The sequence below is a fragment of the Mesorhizobium sp. WSM4807 genome, assembly GCF_055811615.1.
In genome coordinates, this window is sequence record NZ_JBVVQY010000013.1 from 49,873 (window position 1) to 71,051 (window position 21,179).

General features: G+C 62.0%; 16 protein-coding genes. 5 read left to right on the forward strand and 11 right to left on the reverse strand.

Annotated features, from left to right (window positions below; all coding sequences use genetic code 11):
• Nucleotides 1–494: 494 nt before the first annotated feature.
• Nucleotides 495–854: a helix-turn-helix transcriptional regulator gene (locus tag AC0L3N_RS18305; RefSeq protein WP_473549012.1), complete on the forward strand. Its 360-nt coding sequence runs from the start codon at nucleotides 495–497 to the stop codon at nucleotides 852–854.
• On the opposite strand, the gene AC0L3N_RS18310 is transcribed toward AC0L3N_RS18305, so the two are convergent.
• The 6 genes from AC0L3N_RS18310 to katG form a co-directional block, all read right to left on the reverse strand.
• Nucleotides 835–2,088: a tyrosine-type recombinase/integrase gene (locus AC0L3N_RS18310; protein ID WP_473548932.1), complete on the reverse strand. Its 1,254-nt coding sequence runs from the start codon at nucleotides 2,086–2,088 to the stop codon at nucleotides 835–837. The two genes, AC0L3N_RS18305 and AC0L3N_RS18310, sit on opposite strands and share 20 nt — an antisense overlap.
• A gap of 316 nt (nucleotides 2,089–2,404) precedes the next feature.
• Nucleotides 2,405–3,967 carry a glutamine-hydrolyzing GMP synthase gene (gene guaA, locus AC0L3N_RS18315; RefSeq protein WP_473548933.1) on the reverse strand — a complete coding sequence of 521 codons (1,563 nt, stop codon included), beginning with the start codon at nucleotides 3,965–3,967 and terminating at the stop codon, nucleotides 2,405–2,407.
• Nucleotides 3,968–4,023: 56 nt separating this feature from the next.
• Nucleotides 4,024–4,686 carry a 5'-methylthioadenosine/S-adenosylhomocysteine nucleosidase gene (locus tag AC0L3N_RS18320; protein ID WP_473549013.1) on the reverse strand — a complete coding sequence of 221 codons (663 nt, stop codon included), beginning with the start codon at nucleotides 4,684–4,686 and terminating at the stop codon, nucleotides 4,024–4,026.
• 4 nt (nucleotides 4,687–4,690) lie between these two features.
• Nucleotides 4,691–5,149 carry a PaaI family thioesterase gene (locus tag AC0L3N_RS18325; RefSeq protein ID WP_128175186.1) on the reverse strand — a complete coding sequence of 153 codons (459 nt, stop codon included), beginning with the start codon at nucleotides 5,147–5,149 and terminating at the stop codon, nucleotides 4,691–4,693.
• Nucleotides 5,150–5,246: 97 nt separating this feature from the next.
• Nucleotides 5,247–6,533 carry an RsmB/NOP family class I SAM-dependent RNA methyltransferase gene (locus AC0L3N_RS18330; RefSeq protein WP_473548934.1) on the reverse strand — a complete coding sequence of 429 codons (1,287 nt, stop codon included), beginning with the start codon at nucleotides 6,531–6,533 and terminating at the stop codon, nucleotides 5,247–5,249.
• 394 nt (nucleotides 6,534–6,927) lie between these two features.
• On the reverse strand, nucleotides 6,928–9,123 hold the full coding sequence (katG, locus tag AC0L3N_RS18335; protein WP_473548936.1) for a catalase/peroxidase HPI: 2,196 nt from the start codon (nucleotides 9,121–9,123) through the stop codon (nucleotides 6,928–6,930).
• Nucleotides 9,124–9,283: 160 nt separating this feature from the next.
• Here katG and AC0L3N_RS18340 point away from each other — a divergent pair, with 160 nt between their 5' ends.
• Both AC0L3N_RS18340 and AC0L3N_RS18345 read left to right on the forward strand, forming a co-directional pair.
• The gene (locus AC0L3N_RS18340) at nucleotides 9,284–10,192 is read left to right on the forward strand and encodes a hydrogen peroxide-inducible genes activator (protein ID WP_258122082.1); all 909 of its coding nucleotides are present in this window, start codon (nucleotides 9,284–9,286) and stop codon (nucleotides 10,190–10,192) included.
• A 564-nt stretch (nucleotides 10,193–10,756) separates the two neighbouring features.
• Nucleotides 10,757–11,281 carry a hypothetical protein gene (locus AC0L3N_RS18345; RefSeq protein ID WP_258122081.1) on the forward strand — a complete coding sequence of 175 codons (525 nt, stop codon included), beginning with the start codon at nucleotides 10,757–10,759 and terminating at the stop codon, nucleotides 11,279–11,281.
• A 330-nt stretch (nucleotides 11,282–11,611) separates the two neighbouring features.
• Here the strand turns inward: AC0L3N_RS18345 and AC0L3N_RS18350 are convergent, their stop codons facing one another.
• The 5 genes from AC0L3N_RS18350 to AC0L3N_RS18370 form a co-directional block, all read right to left on the reverse strand.
• The gene (locus AC0L3N_RS18350; protein ID WP_473548937.1) at nucleotides 11,612–13,363 is read right to left on the reverse strand and encodes a TRAP transporter large permease; all 1,752 of its coding nucleotides are present in this window, start codon (nucleotides 13,361–13,363) and stop codon (nucleotides 11,612–11,614) included.
• Nucleotides 13,360–14,028 (reverse strand): TRAP transporter small permease subunit, encoded by a 669-nt coding sequence (locus AC0L3N_RS18355; protein WP_473548938.1) that lies wholly within the window; start codon nucleotides 14,026–14,028, stop codon nucleotides 13,360–13,362. The genes AC0L3N_RS18350 and AC0L3N_RS18355 overlap by 4 nt, the downstream gene beginning before the upstream one ends.
• 91 nt (nucleotides 14,029–14,119) lie before the next feature.
• The gene (locus AC0L3N_RS18360) at nucleotides 14,120–15,259 is read right to left on the reverse strand and encodes a TRAP transporter substrate-binding protein (protein WP_473548940.1); all 1,140 of its coding nucleotides are present in this window, start codon (nucleotides 15,257–15,259) and stop codon (nucleotides 14,120–14,122) included.
• 336 nt (nucleotides 15,260–15,595) lie between these two features.
• Nucleotides 15,596–16,069: a VOC family protein gene (locus AC0L3N_RS18365; protein ID WP_473548941.1), complete on the reverse strand. Its 474-nt coding sequence runs from the start codon at nucleotides 16,067–16,069 to the stop codon at nucleotides 15,596–15,598.
• Between the two features lie 354 nt (nucleotides 16,070–16,423).
• Nucleotides 16,424–16,606, reverse strand: a complete 183-nt coding sequence (locus AC0L3N_RS18370) for a cysteine rich repeat-containing protein (protein WP_473548942.1) — start codon at nucleotides 16,604–16,606, stop codon at nucleotides 16,424–16,426.
• A 117-nt stretch (nucleotides 16,607–16,723) separates the two neighbouring features.
• Between AC0L3N_RS18370 and AC0L3N_RS18375 the strand changes: the two genes are divergently transcribed.
• Both AC0L3N_RS18375 and AC0L3N_RS18380 read left to right on the forward strand, forming a co-directional pair.
• A complete protein-coding gene (locus tag AC0L3N_RS18375) occupies nucleotides 16,724–17,890 on the forward strand; it encodes an efflux RND transporter periplasmic adaptor subunit (protein WP_473548943.1) in 1,167 nt (388 codons plus the stop codon).
• Entirely contained in the window at nucleotides 17,887–21,036 is a 3,150-nt protein-coding gene (locus tag AC0L3N_RS18380; RefSeq protein ID WP_473548944.1) for an efflux RND transporter permease subunit, read from the forward strand. The genes AC0L3N_RS18375 and AC0L3N_RS18380 overlap by 4 nt, the downstream gene beginning before the upstream one ends.
• Nucleotides 21,037–21,179 lie beyond the last annotated feature (143 nt).

The following is a 21,179-nucleotide window of genomic DNA, read 5'->3' on the forward strand; positions in this document are numbered from 1 at the left end:
CGGTGAACGGCACGAACGGCAAGTATGTTCGCACCCACTGATCTGTCCAGCGTCAAGGCGCGTTTAGTGGCATCGAGGATGCGCGGCGACAGCAACACGCGCTTCACGCTCTGGCGCACGTCACGACAGGCTGGCCGCAATGTCCTCGGCACCATAGTCATTGTTGACCGGATCGGCCGCGCCTTTGCATTTTGTATCTTTGGCCGTTGTGGCGATCAGGATGGCTCTCGCGACGGTAGAGATAGTTGTCCTGATGCACGGGGTGCTTTGGCAATGGCTTTATCGATGTCGTCGAGATTGGAAGATCCGGACGGAACTTGCGGCCAGTCCACCGGTGCATGGCTGTGTGCGCGGCCCTGACTTTTCTCTCTATTGGAGCGCCATTGTATCTTCTCGTGCATAAGCGGGGACATGTAGTCGCAATTGAGGGGTGTACGAGATCTCGAAAAGTTGCGCGATCGTTGGCCAGCAAGGCAACCGATGCGGTAACGAAAATGGTCAAACGGCAGCAGTCTTCCGAGGTCGATAAATTCGAGGGCATTGCAATTGGGCAACCCGACCCGCTTCCGGTTTTGCCACACATCGGGTTGCGTCGGGTCGTGCGAACTGTCCGCCGGTCGCAACTGCGAGAAATCGTCCCCCTATCGCACACGACCATTTATGAAATGGAGCAACGTGGCGAGTTCCCACGACGCTTCAATCTGACCCCCCGCTGTGTTGTTTGGGATCTAGCAGAGGTCGAGGCCTGGGTTCAGGCAAGGCGAAACGCGTCGTCTGCCGGCACTATCGTAATCGCCCCAGGTCCAGACGTGCGGTCGCGGAAGACAAGGCCTGTCAAATCGGATCGAGAATGATCGCCGCCCCGGCAGCCGGCTGGAGTACGGGCGTGTGCTTCTTGCCCGCCGTCCAGGCCTCAACCATGTCAGCCCATTCCTGCAGCATATGACGACGCTGCGGCTCATATTCAGCCTTGTTATAGACGCCGCGCGAAGTGCGGCTGTCTTCGTGGGCAAGGCATTTTTCGATCCAGTCGCGATTGAATCCGATCTCGTTTAGGACTGTCGAGCCGGTCCGCCGTAGGTCGTGCACTGTAAAGGGCGCAAGCGCCAATTCTTGTCTTTTCGCGCGGGCGACAATGGCCATGGTGACCCGATTGAAGGTGGCGCGCGACATGGGTTCGTCGGCGTCATAGCGAGATGGCAGCACGTATCGGGAGTTCGCTGCGCAAGTCTTGAGCGCAATCAGGATATCGAGGGATTGGCGGGACAGGTAGACGTTATGCGGCTTTTTCCGTTTCATTCGTTTTTTGGGTATGCTCCAAACAGCGTTCTCAAAATCAATCTCATCCCACGTCGCGTCCAGCAGCTCACCCTTCCGAACCATCGTGAGCAGGATCAGCTTTAGGCCGAGCCGTATCGTCGGCAAGGTTGTCACATTTTCCAACTCATTCAGCATGATTCGGATTTCTGCGGGGGACAATGCTCGGTCTTTTGCCTCGAACGTGGCAATCGAAGCCGGTCCTACCTCGTCCGCTGGATTGGCAATCTTCTCGCCGTGCAGAATGGCATGACCATAGATCTGCTTAACAATATCCCGGACATGAATGGCTGTTGCCGGCGCGCCGCGGTCGCGCACCTTTGCGCAGAGCGCCCGCAAGTCGTCCGCTGTTATTTCTGTGAGGAGCCTTTTGTCCCAGATCGGCAAGATGTCTCGATCGAAGATGGCCTTGCGCATTGAGCGCGTGCTATCCGCCATCTTGGCCTCCTTAAACCAGGCCCGGCCGGCATCGCCGAAGGTGGCCATCGCAGACAGGCGCCGCTTTTCACGCTGCTTTTCATGCGCCGGCGATTTTCCGGCTGCCACCATTTTTCGAGCGGCAAGGCAGCGGTCACGCGCCTCTGCTAGTGAGATGCCATTCTCACCATAGCGTCCCAGCGTCACTGTCTCTCGCCGACCATTTATTCGGTAATCGTATCGGAACGATATCTGCCCTGTGGGAGACACGGCGGCGTACATACCGTCACGATCAGTGACCTTGTACATTTTGTCATTTGATTTCAGCTTCTTAAGTGCGACATCGGTGAGCATGGCGAGTAATTAAACAGTCACCTCTAAGTATCCGGCCTCGGATTTTACCGTCATCAATTTTACCGTCAAGGCCAGATTAAAATGTCTCAAATTCAATGCCTTATCTAGATATTTTGCCAATTGCCTAGGAAGCGGCGGCGTGACGGTATCAGCCCGCTAGGAAGATGACGCGAAAATGCATGCCGTCAGGTTTGCCGCCAAACGATTCCGCTTACGGGCGATAGTCCGTGATAGGCAAAGAGATGAAAACAATGATAGTTCAATAAGTTAAGCGCCCGCCGCCGATAGCCACCAAATGCTGGCGAACGACCGAGCTTTATTCCCACTCGATTGTGCCCGGCGGTTTGCTCGTCACGTCGTAGACGACGCGGTTGATGCCGCGCACTTCGTTGATGATGCGGGTAGCGGCGGCGCCGAGGAACGCCATGTCGTAGTGGTAGAAATCCGCCGTCATGCCGTCGACCGAGGTGACGGCGCGCAGCGCGCAGACGAATTCATAGGTGCGGCCATCGCCCATCACGCCGACGGTCTGCACCGGCAGCAGCACGGCGAAGGCCTGCCAGATGGCGTCGTAGAGGCCGGCCTTGCGGATCTCGTCGAGATAGATGGCATCGGCCTCGCGCAGGATCTCCAGCTTTTCGCGAGAGATGCCGCCCGGGCAGCGGATGGCGAGACCGGGGCCGGGAAACGGATGCCGGCCGATGAAGCTGTCGGGCAGGCCGAGTTCCTTGCCGAGCGCCCTCACCTCGTCCTTGAACAGTTCGCGCAGCGGCTCGACCAGTTGCATGTTCATGCGCTCGGGCAGGCCGCCGACATTGTGGTGCGACTTGATGGTCACCGACGGGCCGCCGGTGAAGGAGACGCTTTCGATGACGTCGGGATAGAGCGTGCCCTGCGCCAGGAAATCGGCGCCGCCGAGTTTCTCGGCCTCTTCCTCGAACACCTCGATGAACAGCCGGCCGATGGTCTTGCGCTTCTTTTCCGGGTCCGTTTCGCCCTCGAGCGCGCCGATAAAACGGTCAGAAGCGTCGACCAGGATGAGCGGCAGATTGTAGTGCTGGCGAAACATCTCCACCACGCCTGATGCCTCGTCCTTGCGCATCAAACCGTGGTCGACAAGGATGCAGGTGAGTTGATCGCCAACCGCCTCGTGGATCAGCAGTGCGGCGACCGACGAATCGACGCCGCCCGAAAGCGCGCAGATGACCTTGCCCTTGCCGACCTGCTTGCGGATCGTCTCGACCGCGTGTTCGCGGTAGGCGCGCATCGTCCAGTCGCCTTCGATGCCGGCGATCTTGTGGACGAAGTTCTGCAGCAGCCTGGCGCCGTCCGGCGTGTGCACCACTTCGGGGTGGAACATGATGCCGTACATCTTGCGCTCGACATTGCCGAAGATGGCGAAGGGCGAGCCTTCCGATTTTCCGAACACCTCGAACCCCTTGGGCAGGGAGATGACGCGGTCGCCATGGCTCATCCACACCTGATGGCGCTGGCCGGGCGCCCACAAGCCCTCGAACAGCGGGCTGTCCTTCTGGATCTCGACGAAGGCACGGCCGAATTCGCGATGGTCGGAGCTTTCGGCGACGCCGCCCATTTGCACGCACATGGCCATCTGGCCATAGCAGATGCCGAGCACCGGCACACCGGCATCAAAGACGATCTGCGGCGCGCGCGGGCTGCCGATGTCGCCGGTCGAGGCCGGGCCGCCGGAGAGGATCACCGCTTTCGGATTGATGCGCTTGAACGCCGCTTCGGCCGACTGGAACGGCACGATCTCGGAAAACACGCCGGCCTCGCGGATGCGCCTGGCGATGAGCTGCGTGAACTGGCTGCCGAAATCGACAATCAGGACGGTGTCGGGATGATTGGCTATCTTCATGGCGAGCGTTTAGAGAAAGAAACGAGTCGGCGCAATGGGTTGCGAAGGCGTCTCTCTCACTCCGTTTCCGCGTCATGCGATGGTCCAAACTGCAGCGCACCGGAGCCGATCGCCTGTTCCAGCCGTGTCACCGCATCCGCCAGCTTCTCGTCGATGACATGGAGATACTCCTTCCAGTCGCCGACATGCCTGAGATCGGCAGCCCCGTCGGAAATGCCGCGCAGGCCGACGAGCGGCACGCCGAACAGTTGGCAGGCTCGCAGGCAGGCGAAGGTCTCCATATCGACCATGTCCTCGGTAATCGCATCATAGGCGCTGCCGGAAATGATCGCCGCGCCGGTCGACAGCGTCGCCTCTCTTATGCCTGGAATCCTGAACGGCAGCAGCACGGTCACCGGCAGGTCGAGAAACGGCGTCGCCCCCTTCTCGAAGCCCAGAGGCGAGGCATCGATGTCGCGGTAGGCGACCGAAACGGCCTGGTAGATTTCCGTCTGTTCCAGTGTCCGGCTGCCGGCCGAGCCGAGCGAGACGACGAGGTCCGGCAGCGCCTTTTCAGTCTTCAGCCATGACAGTTCCGCGCCCAGCCTGACACCCGCCTCGACCGGCCCGACGCCGGTCATGACAGGGGTGAACAGCCGCTGCAGATGCGGGCCGTACTCGGCCTGCGCCGCCATCACGAAGAGGACGTCCCTGCCCGCAATTGTGACCGCCTTGCGCATCGGATCAGCCTTCAATGCCATCGCGGCCGACCACTGTCATCATCGTTCCGGTCATGGTGGCGATCAGCTTGGCCTCGCCGTCGACGGCGAAGGCATAGGCCTGGCCGTCGGCGACGACGATGGTACGGCCGGGCTTCGTCACCGAGCCGCGAAACAGGAAGCGCTCGCCCCGGCCCGGGGCCAGCAGATTGACCTTGAACTCGATGGTCAGCACACTGGAGCTTTCCGGCATCAGCGAGAACGCCGCATATCCGCAGGCTGAGTCCAGCGCCGTCGAAATGACGCCGGCATGAAGAAAGCCATGCTGCTGGGTCAGCGCCGCCGAATAGGGCATCTCGATCTCGATGATGCCGGGCGTCACCAGCGTCAGCTCGGCGCCGATGGTGGTCATGGCGTTCTGGCGTGCGAAGGACGTCCTGACGCGATCCTCATAGTTGGGGGCGGGTACGATCTCTGCTGCCATGGCTTGTCACGCTCCTGTCAGAAAAGCTTATTGCAGAGGCATGAGCGGCAGGCAATCGCTATTGCTGCACTGCAGCAATCATGCCCGCCGGCAACGTTCAGCCGCCCTTGCGCAGTGCGCAGACATAAAACCCATCGGTACCGCTCAGCGCCGGCGACAGCGAAATGCCTGCTGCGCCGATACGCGCGGCCGTCTCGTGGCCCGGAAAGCGGCTGTCCCAGAGCTGGCGATGATCGACCGGGGCAAAGCCGCTGTTACGATCCAGGAAGGCAGCGACCTGCTCGCCATTCTCCTCGTCGAACACCGAGCAGGTGATGTAGATCAGCAGCCCGCCGGGTTTGACGAAGGCTTTGGCCGCGTCGAGGATCGCCGATTGCTCGCCCTTGCGTGCATCGAGCTGCTTCTGCGTCAGCCGCCATTTGGCATCGGGCCGGCGCCGCCAGGTGCCGCTGCCGGTGCACGGCGCATCGACCAGGACGATGTCCATGTGGCCCGAGAGTGGGCTGAGTTCCGCCGGCTTGGTGACGATTTGCACGTTGCGGTTTTCCGAGCGGCGGATGCGGTCGAAGATCGGCGCCAGCCGCGCCTTTTCGGCATCATGGGCAAACACCTGGCCGCGATTGTCCATCGCCGCCGACAGTGCCAGCGTCTTGCCGCCGGCTCCGGCGCAAAAGTCGAGGACCTGCATCCCGGCCTCGGCGCCAGCCAGCATGGCGGCGATCTGCGAACCTTCGTCCTGAACCTCGAACCAGCCTTTCTGGAAGGCCGGTTCCGCCTGCACGTTCGGGTGCCTGCCGTCGCCCGCGATCGGCGGGATGCGGATGCCGTGCGGTGCGATCCGTGCGGCCCTGGCGCCGGTCTCGGCCAGTTCGGCAAGAACCTTGCCGCGATCGGCCCGCAGCGTGTTGAGCCTGAGATCGAGCGGCGGGCGGGTCGCCAGCGCCGCACCTTCTTCGACCCAGCTGGCGCCGAAGGCCCGTTCGAAAAGCGGTTCGCACCAGTCGGGAATGTCGGCGCGCACCGCTGGCGGTGCAGCGTCAAGCCGGCGGCCGGCAACCGCCTTCAACTCATTGTCGTTGAGCAGCGGCGGCGCGAATTTGTCGCCATCGAGCGCTTCATTCAGAGATTGGGCTGTCTGGTTCCATTCGAGCAGCAGCGCGCCGAAAGCGACGGCGCGCGGCGTATCTTCGCCCAGCAAAAAGCCGGCCGAGCGCTTCCGGCGCAGCCCGTCATAGACGATGTTGCCGATCGCGGCGCGATCGCCGCCGCCGGCGAAGCGGTGCGACAGGCCCCAATCCTTCAGCGCATCGGCCACCGGCCGGTGCCGCCGGCCGATATCCTCCAGCACTTCGATGGCCGCCGCCAGCCGTCCGCCCAGTCTCATCTTTGTCTTCCGTTACTCAGCAAATTAATTCCGGCCCTGCTCTAAAGCGCGCGACTGGCGCACACAAGCGGGGAGAGTCTTGAAGGCAGACGGCAAATCGCTTCGGGTTTGCGCTGCCCCTCACCCTTACCCTCTCCCCGTGAACAACGGGGAGAGGGGGCGCCAGCGTTGCGGCCAAGCCACGCATTTTCGAGAAGGACTGACGGCCGAAGGAAACCCCAATACAAAAAGGCGCGGGGCCAAGCCCGCGCCTTTTTGTTGCCAGAGCGCCTTGGCGCTAGAGTCCCATCCCGATGGAATCGGGATGGGGCTCTGTCTTTCTATTGAGCATGATCCCGACTATTGAGCATGATCCCGAAAACCGGATTCCACTTTTCGGGATCATGCTCCTGGATCAGGCGAGTTCGAAACGATCGGCGTTCATCACCTTGTTCCATGCCGCCACGAAGTCGTTGGCAAATTTCTCCTTCGCATCCGCGGTCGCATAGACTTCCGCCAGGGCGCGCAGCTGGGAGTGCGAGCCGAAGATCAGGTCGACGCGCGTGCCGCTCCACTTGAGCTCACCTGTTGCCCGGTCGCGTCCTTCGAACACATCCTTGGCGTCCGATGTCGACTTCCACACCGTGCCCATGTCGAGCAGGTTGACGAAGAAGTCATTGGTCAGCGTCTCAGGCCGCTTGGTGAAGACGCCGTGCGCTGACTGGTCGGTATTTGCGCCGAGCACACGCAGGCCGCCGACGAGGACGGACATCTCCGGTGCCGTCAGCGTCAGCAATTGCGCCCGATCCACCAGCGCCTCCTCGGGCGACAAACGCTGCCTGCCGCTGAGATAGTTGCGGAAACCATCGGCGGTCGGTTCGAGCGGAGCGAAGGAGTCGACGTCGGTCTGCTCCTGCGACGCATCCATGCGCCCCGGCGTGAACGGGACCTTCACGTCGTTGCCGGCGTCCCTCGCGGCCTTTTCGATTGCGGCGCCTCCGCCAATGACGATCAGGTCGGCAAGCGAGACTTTCTTGTCGCCGGACTGCGAAGTATTGAACTCCTTCTGGATTGCTTCGAGCTTCTCCAGCACCTTGGCCAGTTGAGCCGGCTGGTTGACGTCCCAATCCTTCTGCGGCGCAAGGCGAATACGCGCGCCGTTGGCGCCGCCGCGCTTGTCGGAGCCACGGAAGGTCGAGGCGGACGCCCAGGCCGTCGAGACCAGCTGCGGCACGGAAAGACCGGAGGCGAGAATCTTCGCCTTCAGGGCGGCCACGTCCAGCTCGTCGACCAGCACATGATCGACTGCAGGGATAGGATCCTGCCACGGCAGCTCTTCCTTGGGGACGAGCGGGCCGAGATAGCGCACGATCGGGCCCATGTCGCGGTGGGTCAGTTTGTACCACGCGCGGGCGAAGGCATCGGCGAACTGGTCCGTATTCTGATGGAAGCGCCGTGAGATCTTTTCGTAGGCAGGATCGAACCGCAAAGCGAGGTCGGTGGTCAGCATCGATGGCGCGTGACGCTTGGCTGCGTCATGCGCATCCGGCACCGTGCTGGCGCCGGCGCCGCCCTTCGGCGTCCACTGGTGCGCGCCGGCCGGGCTCTTGGTCAGCTCCCATTCATAGCCGAACAAATTGTCGAAGAAGTTGTTGCCCCACTTCGTCGGCGTCGTCGTCCAGGTCACTTCCAGGCCGCTGCCGATTGCATCACCGCCTTTGCCGGTGCCGAATGCGTTCGTCCAGCCGAGGCCCTGCTCTTCGATGCCGGCGGCTTCCGGCTCCGGGCCGACCAGCGTCGCATCGCCGGCGCCGTGGGTCTTGCCGAAGGTGTGGCCGCCGGCGATGAGCGCGACGGTCTCCTCATCGTTCATGGCCATGCGCGCGAAGGTCTCGCGAATGTCGCTCGCCGCGGCCAGCGGATCCGGATTGCCGTTCGGCCCTTCCGGGTTGACGTAGATCAGGCCCATCTGCACGGCGGCGAGAGGATTCTGGAGATCGCGGTCGCCGCTGTAGCGCTCGTCGGCCAGCCATTTGCCTTCCGGGCCCCAGTAGATGTCCTGTTCGGGCTCCCAGACGTCGGCGCGCCCGCCGGCAAAACCGAAGGTCTTGAAGCCCATCGATTCCAGGGCGACGTTGCCGGTGAGAATCATCAGGTCGGCCCAGGAGATCTTGCGGCCGTATTTCTGCTTGATCGGCCACAGCAGCCGGCGGGCCTTATCGAGGTTGACGTTGTCCGGCCAGCTGTTCAGCGGTGCGAAGCGCTGCTGGCCGGCTCCGGCGCCGCCGCGGCCGTCGCCGATGCGGTACGTGCCGGCGCTGTGCCAGGCCATGCGGATGAACAGCGGCCCGTAATGGCCAAAGTCGGCCGGCCACCACTCCTGCGAGTCCGTCATCAGGGCATGCAGGTCCTTGATCACGGCGTTCAGGTCGAGACTCCGGAATTCCTTGGCGTAATCGAACGCCTCGCCCATCGGATCGGACAGTGCGGATTGCTGGTGGAGGACTTGGACATTCAGCTGGTTCGGCCACCAGTCACGGTTGGCTCTGGCTACCGCTGTGTGCACGACCGGGCATTTTCCCGCGCTGGTGTCATCGGTCTTTGCGTCCATCGTTCTCTCCGATTTGTTAATTTCCGGGATTTGCTGATTTCCGGGATTTGCTGATTTTCCGACGGGCCCTGAGCCACGCCATTCTGGAATGGTTCCAGACTAGGCCGCATTGCCGATAAAAACAAATTGCCTTTCCTGTTTGTTGCGATAGGTTTTCCTTATGATTGGTCTCACCGTCCGGCAGATGCAATATTTCGAGGCACTGGCCCAGACGCTGCATTTCGGCCGCGCCGCGAAGCTGGCCGGCGTCAGCCAGCCGGCGCTGTCCTCACAGATCGCCGAGATGGAGCTGCGGCTCAACTGCCGGTTGTTCGAGCGCGGCGGCAAATCGGTGCGGATGACCGACGAGGCACTGGCCATGCTGCCGCGTATCGAGCGTATTCTTGCCGACATCCGCGAAATCGAGACTACGGCCCGGCGTGGCCGCCCCGCCATGGAGGGGCGCTTCCGGCTCGGCATCATCCCGACGGTGGCGCCTTATCTCCTGCCGCATGTGCTGCCGGAGCTGAAACGGCATTTTCCGGCCTTGCAGCTCGAATTGCGCGAAGCGGTGACTGCGTCGCTGGTCGAGGACACCGCCATGGGAAAGCTCGACGCCTTCATCGCGGCCCTTCCCCTCGATCAGCCTGGGCTGATCACCGAGCCGCTTTTCTCCGACCGGTTCTTCCTTGCCGTGCCGGCCGGCGACCCCGCCTTCGCCTCGCCGCCGGTTCCGCCGGAAAGCCCGGCATTGGAAAGGCTGATGCTGCTGGAGGAAGGCCATTGCCTGCGCGAACAGGCGCTTGCCGTCTGCGGCAGCGTGCGGCCGGTTGCAATGGCGAGTTATGGCGCAACCAGCCTGACGACGCTGCTGCAGATGGTGGCGCACGGGCTCGGCGTCACGCTCGTCCCGGAAATGGCGGCAGGACCAGCCAGCGCCATGCGCGATCTGAAGATCGTGCCGTTCCAGGAGCCGATGCCCCAGCGCACGATCTGCCTCGCCTGGCGGCGCAACAAGGTCCGGCACGACGAATGTGTGGAGCTGGCGAAGATTATTCGGGGGCTGGATGCGGCGGTGCTGGCGGCGTGAGGCCTTGCGCGAACAGGCGCTGGCCGTCTGCGGCCGGTGGCGATGGCCAAGCTACGGCGCGACCAGCGACGCTGTTGCAGATGGTGGCGCACGGGCTCGGCGGCCGCGCACGATGCGATCGACCTCGGCAAGGTGATGCGCCGCCACCATACCGACAGACGCGTTGGCGGCGCGTGCGTGCGGCGACAAGCGATGGCCGCGGCATAAGACGCATGCCAATCAGATTGGCTGGTTGGCATATCCAAGTGCCCCGGTGCCGGGCTCATTAGGATGTCCTTGGCGCGCCAGTAGCTTGCCGTAAGCGACCAGGGGCTTGGTTGCGGAAACACGTGAAGCGGGCCTTTGCTCACATAGATCGTTTCCGGCCGCCCCCCGCAGGCGGACCAGGCTGTGGTCGGGCGATTCAGCAGGCATGCTGTTGGCTCCGCACGTAGCGTCCGCTCGGCGTGAGAAACATCAACTTCAATCAAATCCTCGTGAATTGTACCGAACGCCCGGAACCGCCGACGCGTTCCCGGCATTGATTTTACGGAGGAATCTGCGTCCAGAACAGGGAGCAGTATTATGGCTTACCGTGATTACATCCATACGCCAGTGACGCCGCGCGACATCCGATGGGGACTCCAGCAGGGGGCCGTTGCGGGCATTGTCGCAGGCCTCGTCTTTGCGGCGTTCGAAATGACGGCGAGTGCGTTCATGATGGGGGCGGAAGCGTTCTTCATGCCCCTGCGCATGATCGGCGCCATCGCGCTTGGACCGGAAGCTCTCGATCCCGGCTATTCGCTCCTGACGGCCAGCATCGCTGGCGTGATCGTGCACATGATCCTGGCCATCGCCTATGGGATCGTGTTCGGGGAGATTGCCGCAATGCTGCGAGGGCGAGCAGCCTTCATTGGTCTCGGCAGCGTCTTTGGCCTCGCCTTGTGGCTCGTCAATTTCTATGTGATCGCGCCGATCGCATTCCCCTGGTTTTTGCAGGCAAGCCCGGTCGTGCAGTTCATTGCCCACACATTCTTCTTCGGTACCGTCCTCGGCTGGTTCCTATGGAAATCGCACGAGAGAAGCGGGCTCGAAGGACCGGCGGTTTAGCCTTTGCCAACATGCGCGATCTGAAGATCGTGCCGTTCCAGGAACCGAAGCCGTAGCGGCGCAACAAGGGAGGCACGACGAGCGTGTTGAGATGACCAAGATCATCCGCGGGCTGGATGAGGCGCGTCGTACCATCCAACGGAAAGTCTGTTATGAGCCTTTGCCGAAGCTCGTTCGCCCTCGGCCGAGTTCACGCCCATACCGCCCGAAAGTAGACCTTCCGATCGCCTGTATCTCCGAGATCCTGCTTTAGCGTTCAAAAGAACATCCCGTGGGTCGAAGCGGCCGAAAACGCGCGGTCGCGGAAGGCGTCCGAGAACGGAGTCTTTCTCAGCCGCCGTAAAGATAGTTCGGAAGCCAGAGCGCCATGCCGGGCCAGATATACATGAGGATCATGCAAAGGATGACGATCAGCATGTAGGGCATCATCCCGGCGAATATCTGGTTGAGCGTGACATGCGGAGGCGAAACGCCCTTGAGATAGTAGGCCGACATCGCGACCGGGGGTGACAGGAACGCCGCCTGCAGATTGACGAAAACGAGAACGCCCCAGAGAACCGGATCGATGTCGAAGTGCGTCAGCATCGGTAGGAAGATCGGCACGAAGATGATGATGATCTCGGTCCATTCGAGCGGCCAGCCGAGAATGAAGATGATCGCCTGCGACAGGATCATGAACTGCACGGGCGTCAGGTCGAGCGCGAGCACCCATTGCTCGAGAAGTGCCTGGCCGCCGAGGATCGCAAAAACGGCGGAGAACAGCGCCGAGCCGACAAAGAGCCAGCAAACCATGGCTGTGGTCTTGGCCGTCAGGAACACTGCTTCCTTGATGCGCTTCCAGTCGAGCGTTCGGGCCTGTAACGCCAGCAGAAAGGCACCAGCGGCGCCGACTGCCGCAGACTCGGTCGCCGTCGTGATTCCGAACAGGATGACGCCGAGCACGACGACGGTAAGTATGGCCAGCGGCATGACCGACGAGACCAGGAGCTTTACGACCTCGAGCCGTTCGGCAGTCATGTTCCGGTAGTAACGGACGAGCACCACTGCGGCGAGTGCTGCGATGATGCCGAAGGTGGCGTAGAAGCTGGTTGCCGGCCCTGCGTCCACTGCGGGTGCGCCGAGTTCCTCCACTGCCGGAGCGCCGAGCTGCTCCAATCCCTCTGGAGCTTCGACGTCGGCCGACGCTTGCGGATGGATGACGACATACCACCACACCAGCAGGAGGGTGAGTGCTGTCAACGCGAGGGGTACCAGCGCAGCGCAGAAATTCTTGAACAGCTCCCAATATGTGAGGCGTCCGTTCTCCGTCTCGAGCGCCATCGCCCTGGACGGCGAGAACAAGGCGGAAAGAAGTCCAACAAGCATGTTGCGCGAGTAAACTGTCTGAAGGCTTCGCATCCACGCAGGCACCGGAACCTTTGTTTGATTCTCCGGCAAAGGCGGGGCGATCTTCGGACTGATTGTCGCCCAGCCAAGAATGTAGACGAGATAAAGGAAGGCGAGGAAAAAACCAGGGAACATCGCCGCAGCATAGAGCTTCACGACGGACTGGCCTGCAACCGCTGCATAGACGATGATCATGACTGACGGCGGGATCAGGATGCCCAGCGTGCCACCCGCGGTGATCACGCCGGAAGCGAGCTTCACATCGTATCCGGCGCGCAGCATCGGATTGAAGGCAATCACCCCCATCAAGACCACAACGGCGCCGACGAGGCCACTGGCGATGCCCCAAAAGGTGCAGACGATGAGCGTGGCAATGGCCAGCGACGCCGGTACCCTTCGGAACGAAAGCTGGATGCTGTAGAACATCTTGTCGACCAGCGCCCCGCGTTCCATCACGTATCCCATGAGCACGAAAAGCGGGATGGAGATCAGGACGTCATTGGTCATTGCCCCATAGGTGCGCTGGACCATCAGATCGAAGACGCGGTTGTCGATCCAGTGCTCCGCCGGGTTGTAGAACGCGTAGAACCCGAAAAACATACCAAGGCCCATCAGCGTGAAGGCTGTCGGGAAACCCATGACTATGACGACCACGATGAGCATGAGCATCGTGAGTCCGAGGGCTGGATCGCTCAACTCTGCAGGTCTCCACCCATTCCGCGCTGGCGCGCTTCCTCGTCTATCTTTTGTGCGCGCTCGATTGCGGTCTTGCGCGTCTCTTCATCCACATATTCGCTGAGCGCGAGCTGTTCCTCCACGACGTCGATCTCCGCAACGTCCTTGCGCCGGCTGGGCCATTGCCCGGTCCTGAGGCAGACGATGCAGCGCACGATCTCGGCCACGCCCTGGAGCATCACCAGGGCGCCGGCCAGCGGAATGACCGATTTGAAATGGTAGATCGGCGGACCCTCCGCTGTCACGGTCGAATGCTCCCCGATCCGCCATGAAATCGCGGCGTAGTCGTAGCCTGCATAGACGAGGGCCGCGATCCCCGGCAGGAAGAAAACCACGTACAGCAACAGATCGAGCGCGGCTTGGGTGCGGGGCCGCATCGAGCTGTATAGAAAGTCGCCGCGCACATGGGCATTCTGCGCCAGCGTATAGGCTCCGGCGAGCATGAACAGCGAGCCGTAAAACATGTTGCTGGCGTCGTATATCCACGCCGTGGGCATGTTCAGGATGTAGCGCTTGAAGACCTCGACGCAGACCAGCGTCATCAACCCGATGATAAGCCACGCCGCGGCCTTGCCGACCCACGTGCTGATTGCATCGACTGTATTCAGGAAATGCTGGACGTTCATGCGAGGCAGCCGGATGGCCAGAGTGTTGGTAAGAAGGCAAGGCACCGTTTCGGTATGGCCCCGATGGTGCCTTGTCGGCTCGAACTATGCTTCAGATCTTCTTTGCTGCCCCGTCAGGTCCGAAGTAATGATCGAAGACCAGGCGGCGGCTGACGACTACGTCCTGTTCCCATTGCGTTGCCCGCTGGGCAAAGGCGAGCTGCGATTCAAGGACCTCCCTGAACAGCGGGTTTTCGGCCGCCTTCTTCTTCACGACCTCGTCGTAGACCTCCAGCTGTCGCTTGAGGATCGCTTCCGGTGTCTTGTAGAATTTGACCTTGTCCTGCGTCTGCATCTCCAAATAGTCTTTCGAATAACGGTCGATCGCCTTCCAAGCCATGTCCTGCGAGGCCGCCTCGACCGCATTGGTGATGATTGCCTTCATCTGATCGGGCAGGCCCTCGTATTTCGTCTTGTTGAACATGATCTCGAACTGCTCCGCATTCTGGTGATAGCTCTGCAGCATGCAGATCTTGGAGACGTCCGGAAAACCGAGCACCCGGTCGGACGACGCGTTGTTGAACTCGGCCGCATCGAGAAGGCCGCGATCCAATGCCGCGACGATTTCGCCGCCCGGCAGCGCGTTGACCGCAGCACCGAGACCGGTGAACACGTCAATGGAAATGCCGACGGTGCGGAACTTCAGGCCCTGGAGATCCTCGGCCTTCGCTACCGGCTTCTTGAACCAGCCGAGCGGCTGTGTCGGCATCGGCCCATAAGGGAACGAAACGACATTGGCGCCGATGGATTCGTAGAGCTTTGCGAGCAGTTCCTTGCCGCCGCCATATTTGTGCCAGGCCAGCAGCGTGTTGGCATCCATGGCGAAGCCCGGCCCGGACCCCCACAGCGCCAGCGCCGTCTGTTTGCCGTAGTGGTAGACGAGCACGCCGTGGCCGCCGTCGAGCGTTCCTTGCGACACTGCGTCGAGCAGGCCGAAGGCCGGCACCACGGCGCCCGCCGGCAGCACCTCGATCTTCAGGTCGCCGCCGGTCATGTCGTTGACCTTCTTGGCGAAATCGAGGGCGAATTCATGAAAGATATCCTTGGAAGGCCATGTGCTCTGCCAGCGCATGTTGACCGGCCCCTGTGCCTTGACGACGCTTGGCGCGGCAACGATCGCCGCAGCTGCCACGGCAGCCTCGCCAAGGAACTTGCGGCGCGACCTCATATTCTGGATACTTGCTTTAGTCATCGGTTCCTCCCGAAGGTGTCGGCTTTTCAAGCCCATGTCCGACAATACTACTCAAAGACGGCCCAGCAAAAATTGCAGCGCACGTCCCATCGCCTAAAACTAGTGCGGTTTTCCCTTAAGGACAGGTGCCGGTACTTTCCCAAGCAATGGGCGAGTAGCAGTTACGCATCGCACCACTGAATGACCGCTCTCGCCAAGGATACAAAGGTCCGCATTTGGCGCTACCCAGTCGTAGGTGACTGATGGTCGCCGCAACGCGAGCTGGCGGCTGGACGGCCGCACTGGGTGGCGAGCTGACACGCTGGCAGCAATTTTGCCGCAAGACGCGATGGAGCGTCAACCGCGCCGCGCCGCCTCGATCGCGGCGACGTCGATTTTCTTCATGGTCATCATGGCATCAAACGCGCGCTTTGCTTCGTCGCCGCCAGCCGCCATGGCGTCGGTCAGCACGCGCGGCGTGATTTGCCAGGAAATCCCCCACTTGTCTTTGCACCAGCCGCACGCGCTCTCCTGGCCGCCGTTGCCGACGATGGCATTCCAGTAACGGTCGGTTTCGTCCTGATCGTCGGTGGCGATCTGGAACGAGAAGGCTTCGTTATGCTTGAACGCGGGACCACCGTTGAGGCCGAGACAAGGAATGCCCGCAACTGTGAAGTCGACCGTCAACACGTCGCCCTCTTTGCCGGCTGGGTAGTCACTGGGTGCACGGTGCACGGCACTCACCACGCTGTCAGGAAAGATCTCGGAGTAGAAGCGGGCGGCAGCCTCGGCGTCCTTATCGTACCAGAGACAAATCGTATTCTTTGCCATTTGCGGGTTCCTTTCGCTTTGAAGCCAAGATTTCGGCCTCGTTGCCCCATCCGCTCCCTTCCGAAATAGGTAGCCAACCGCTTTTCTCCACCCCGGAAGCGTCCGTCTCGCCCGGGCGATCGCAGGGGCAGCTTACCTTAATGTCGCTGTCCGCTTTGGGCCGGGTTCCGGATGATAAGCGAAGGTCCGCTCCTGAAATGCGGCGGGAAATGTCTGGAAAGTCCGCAAAAGCGGACCAATTTTGCGACCCCTAACCAGACGACAGGGCCACGATCCGGCACCCGCAGACCTCGCCGACCGGCGTTCCAGTCCGACACGTCATGTTCACCTGCGGCTCGGGAAGGCACAGTGGTGCTATCCAGGCGTGTTCGCCTTGACGACCTTTTGGCATTCGGGCGTCAGCTCGCTCATGTGATCGGCCAGGCATTTGATGACGTGGCCGCCGCCCGGCAACACGCCCTTGCAGAACTTCTGGTAATCTGCCTGGCAGGCCTCACGCTCGACCGCCGTCTGCGCCAGTGCCACAGTGGTTGCCATCTGAGTTGCCAAGAAAAGCACGCTCAACGCAATCCGCATGACAAACTCCCCTCAAACATGTAGATTAGCTCACTTTTAGATAATGCAATATACACCGGGAAGTATATAGAGGGGAGAATGCTTTTCGTATCGGGTAGAATCGTGCAGGCGGCAGGCTTGTTCGCCGTTACACTACTATTGTCCGCGTGCAGCGAGGAAAACGCGTACGTACCGCCGCCTCCGCCCAAGGTCGACGTGGCGCTGCCGATGAAGCAGAACGTGACCCCCTATCTCGAGGCCACCGGCAACTCCGCGGCGGTGAACACGACGACGCTGGTAGCGCGCGTCTCGGGCTTCATCCAGGAAATCGACTACAAGGACGGCGACGAGGTCAAGGCCGGCACGCGGCTGTTCCTGATCGAGCCCGATACCTACCAGCTGGCGCTCGAGCAGGCCAAGGCCGGGCAGGGTTCAGCCGATGCCTCCGTCAAGCAATCCAGTGCCGACCTCAAGCGGCAGCAGGAGCTGCTGTCCCAGAAATTCATCTCGCAATCGACCCTTGACCAGTCCTCCGCCGCGGCGGCCGTCGACACCGCCAAGCAGCAGCAGAGCGCGGTCGACGTCAAGCAGGCTGAACTCAATCTGAGCTACACCGAGGTCAAGGCGCCGTTCGCGGGCATTGTCACGTCCCGCCAGGTGTCGCTGGGGCAGCTCGTCGGGGCGGGCAGTCCCACCACGCTCGCAACCATCGTTCAGCTCGCCCCCATATATGTCAACTTCAACGTCTCGGAGCAGGACGTGCTGCGCATTCGAGCCGCCATGGCGAAGCGTGGGATGACCAGGCAGGACCTCAAGAAAATACCGGTCGAGGTCGGCTTGCAGACCGAGACGGGCTATCCCCACAAGGGAACGATGGACTACGCGGCGCCAGAGGTTACGGCTTCCACCGGCACGCTCGCGGTCCGCGCCGTGCTGCCCAATGACGACCGGGCGCTGCTGCCGGGCTATTTCGTGCGCGTGCGCGTACCGCTGGGCGAAGAACCGGGCATGCTGCTCGTTCCCGATCGGGCGATCGGCAGCGACCAGAGAGGACGCTACGTGCTCGTCGCCGGCAAGGATGACGTCGTCGAGCAGCGCCCGGTAGAGATCGGACAACTCGTCGGAGCGTTGCGCGTGATCACCAAGGGAATCGCGGCGGACGACCGTGTCCTTGTCTCCGGCCTGCTGACGGCCGTACCCGGGCAGAAGATCGAACCGCAAGTGAAGAAGCTGGAATTGGCCGCCACGGACGGCGCGGCGCAATGATCTCCAAGTTCTTCATCGAGCGGCCGGTCCTGGCGAACGCAATCGCCATCCTCACGGTCCTCATCGGCATCATCTCGCTCTTCGCCCTGCCGGTGGCGCAGTATCCGGACGTGGTGCCGCCCACCGTTTCGGTGACCACGCGCTATCCGGGCGCGAGCGCCCGCACGGTGATCGACACGGTGGCGCTGCCGATCGAGCAGCAGGTCAACGGCGTCGAGGGCATGATCTACATGCAGTCGTTCGCCGCATCGGATGGCAGCTACAACCTGACCGTGACGTTCTCTATCGGCACGGATCTCGACCAGGCGCAGGTGCTTGTGCAGAACCGTGTGTCCGCCGCCCTGGCGGCGCTGCCGCAGGCGGTGCAGGTGCAGGGTGTCACCGTTCAGAAGAAGTCGACCTCAATCCTCGAGATCGTTACCCTGACTTCGCCGGACGGACAATATGACAGCCTTTATCTGGCTAACTACGCGACCATCCGGCTGAGGGATGAGCTTTCCCGGATACCGGGCGTCGGCAACGTGAATGTGTTCGGCGCCGGACAGTATTCCATGCGCGTCTGGCTCGATCCGGAGAAGATGCAGGCTCGCGGACTGACCGCGCAGGATGTCGTCCAGGCGCTGCAGCAGCAGAGTGAGCAGGTCACCGCGGGCCAGATCGGCGCTCCCCCGGCGCCCGACGGCCAGTCCTTCCAGTACACGATTGAAGTATCCAGCCGACTTGACGATCCCGAACAGTTCGGCGCTGTGATCGTCAAGACCGGCGCCAATGGCGATTTGACGCGCGTGCGCGACGTCGGCCGGGTCGAGCTCGGCGCCCAGACCTATGGGCAATTCTTCAATCTCGACGGCCAGCAGGCGGCGGGCCTTGCCATTTTCCTGTCGCCGGGCGCCAACGCGCTCGATGTGGCCGGCAAGGTCGCGGCCAGGATGAAGGAGCTGTCGAGCGAATTTCCGCAAGGTCTGACATACTCGACCCCCTTCGACACCACGATTTTCGTCAGCCAGGCGATCCACGAAGTCTATAAGACGCTGATCGAAGCCGCCGTGCTTGTGCTCATCGTCATCCTCCTTTTCCTGCAGGATTGGCGGGCGATGCTGGTGCCTGCAACGACCGTGCCGGTGACGATCATCGGGGCGTTCGCGGCCATGGCCGCGCTCGGCTTTTCGGTCAACCTGTCGACCCTGTTCGCTATCGTGCTCGCCATCGGCATCGTCGTCGACGACGCTATCGTCGTGGTCGAGGGAGCCGCTCACAACATGGAGCGCGGCCTGTCGGGCCATGATGCGGCGATTGCCGCCATGAACGCGCTGCTCGGGCCGATCATCGGCATCACCCTGGTGCTGATGGCTGTGTTCCTGCCGGCTGCGTTCCTGCCCGGCCTCACAGGGCAAATGTATGCGCAATTCGCACTGGTGATTGCAGCAACTGCCTTGATCAGCGCCATCAACGCGGTGACGCTCAAGCCGACGCAGTGCGCGACCTGGCTCAGGCGTCCCGTGCCGCTGGACCAGCGCAACTTCTTCTTTCGCGGCTTCAACGCAGTCTACCAGCGCATGGAGGACCGCTATGCCCGACTGATCGGGTCCATGGTGCGTCACAGCACGGTGATGGGCGTCATTGCGCTGCTGATTATCGGAGCGGCGGGCTATGGCATGTCGCGCGTGGCCACCGGCTTCATTCCAATCGAGGACCAGGGCTACCTGCTTGCTACGGTCCAGTTGCCCGATGGCGCCGCACTCGGCCGTACGCAGGAGACGCTGCAACAGGTTTCGAAGATCGCCAAGGCCACCGCGGGCGTCGATCAAGTCGTGACGATCGCGGGCATCTCGGCCCTCGACAACAACTCGACGCTCGCCAACGCCGGCGTTGCCTACATCATCCTTAAGGACTGGAGCTTGCGCGGCAAGGGCGAGGACCTTGCGTCGCTTTATGCGACGCTCAACAAAAGCCTGTCGGACATGCAGGACGGACGTGTGCTGGTGCTGCCGCCGCCGCCAATCCAGGGCATCGGCAACGCCGCCGGCTTCACCATGCAGATCGAACTGCGTGACGGCAGTTTCGACCTCGCAAAGCTGCAAGGCGCGGTCGACGCGGTGACCAGGACCGCTGAGACGCAGTCGGGCATCCAGCGCGTTTCGGCGCCGTTCCGGGCCAACGTCCCGCAATATACGGTCACGCTCGACCGCGAGAAGGTGCAAACCCTCGGGCTGACTACCGACCAGGTCTTTCAGACGCTCGCCGGTTATCTCGGCTCGACCTACGTCAGTCAGTTCAACAAGTTCGGGCGGGTGTTCCAGATTTATGTGCAGGGGGATTCACAATTCCGCCTGACGCCCGAGAACATCGACCGTCTGAATGTGCGCAACCAGAACGGCGACATGATTCCGCTCGGAACGGTGCTGACGATCACACCAAGCGTCGGCCCTTCGCTGATCAGTCTCTATAACCTCTATCCCTCGGCATCGATCATTGGCGTGCAGGCACAAGGCTTCTCGTCGGGCGAGGCGATCAAGCTGATGGAGGAGGTCGCGGCCGACACATTGCCGCCCGGCACCGGCTTCGACTGGACTGCGCTCTCCTTCCAGGAGAAGCTCGTCGGCAACCAGATCTATCTGGTGTTCGGCCTGGCGCTGCTGCTGGTCTATCTGGTGCTGGCAGGCCAATATGAGAGCTGGCTGGCGCCGATCTCGATATTGCTCGCCGCGCCGCTGTCGCTGGTGGGCCCGGTCCTGGTCCTCACCGGTGTCGGCATCGACAACAATCTCTATGTCCAGATCGGCCTGATCCTGCTGATCGCGCTGTCGGCCAAGAACGCCATCCTCATCGTCGAGGTCGCACGCGAGTTGCGTCACGCCGGCAGACCGATCGTGGAAGCGGCGATCGAGGCGGCGGGCGCGCGCTTCCGGCCCATCTTGATGACGTCCTTCGCCTTCATCCTCGGCGTCGCACCGCTGGTGTTTGCGACAGGCGCCGGGGCCAGCGCACGCAGGTCGATCGGCATCACGGTCTTTTCCGGCATGATCGCCTCCACCTGCCTCGCCGTTCTCTTCGTGCCTTCCTTGTTCGTAATCCTGCAGCGATTCGAGGAGTGGCGCGCCGCGCGAAAGACGAGGCGGGAGTACACACCTACACTTCCCGGGTAGCAGTACGACATTATCGCTGCCTGTCACTGGTGCTGGCTCGGGGTCCGTCGTCGCAGATCTCAGCCGGGACGCCGCGTTCGACCGGGTCATTGTCGCCCGACATTGAGACAACGCCTCTGTTCTTGAAACGCGTAAGTACGAAC

Coding starts and splice junctions, on each gene's coding strand:
- AC0L3N_RS18360 (WP_473548940.1), bottom strand. CDS start 15,259: ATGACTAAAGCAAGTATCCAGAATATGAGGTCGCGCCGCAAGTTCCTT.
- AC0L3N_RS18320 (WP_473549013.1), bottom strand. CDS start 4,686: ATGCGCAAGGCGGTCACAATTGCGGGCAGGGACGTCCTCTTCGTGATG.
- AC0L3N_RS18345 (WP_258122081.1), top strand. CDS start 10,757: ATGGCTTACCGTGATTACATCCATACGCCAGTGACGCCGCGCGACATC.
- AC0L3N_RS18355 (WP_473548938.1), bottom strand. CDS start 14,028: ATGAACGTCCAGCATTTCCTGAATACAGTCGATGCAATCAGCACGTGG.
- AC0L3N_RS18330 (WP_473548934.1), bottom strand. CDS start 6,533: ATGAGACTGGGCGGACGGCTGGCGGCGGCCATCGAAGTGCTGGAGGAT.
- AC0L3N_RS18380 (WP_473548944.1), top strand. CDS start 17,887: ATGATCTCCAAGTTCTTCATCGAGCGGCCGGTCCTGGCGAACGCAATC.
- guaA (WP_473548933.1), bottom strand. CDS start 3,967: ATGAAGATAGCCAATCATCCCGACACCGTCCTGATTGTCGATTTCGGC.
- katG (WP_473548936.1), bottom strand. CDS start 9,123: ATGGACGCAAAGACCGATGACACCAGCGCGGGAAAATGCCCGGTCGTG.
- AC0L3N_RS18370 (WP_473548942.1), bottom strand. CDS start 16,606: ATGGCAACCACTGTGGCACTGGCGCAGACGGCGGTCGAGCGTGAGGCC.
- AC0L3N_RS18310 (WP_473548932.1), bottom strand. CDS start 2,088: ATGCTCACCGATGTCGCACTTAAGAAGCTGAAATCAAATGACAAAATG.
- AC0L3N_RS18375 (WP_473548943.1), top strand. CDS start 16,724: ATGCTTTTCGTATCGGGTAGAATCGTGCAGGCGGCAGGCTTGTTCGCC.
- AC0L3N_RS18365 (WP_473548941.1), bottom strand. CDS start 16,069: ATGGCAAAGAATACGATTTGTCTCTGGTACGATAAGGACGCCGAGGCT.
- AC0L3N_RS18340 (WP_258122082.1), top strand. CDS start 9,284: ATGATTGGTCTCACCGTCCGGCAGATGCAATATTTCGAGGCACTGGCC.
- AC0L3N_RS18305 (WP_473549012.1), top strand. CDS start 495: ATGGTCAAACGGCAGCAGTCTTCCGAGGTCGATAAATTCGAGGGCATT.
- AC0L3N_RS18325 (WP_128175186.1), bottom strand. CDS start 5,149: ATGGCAGCAGAGATCGTACCCGCCCCCAACTATGAGGATCGCGTCAGG.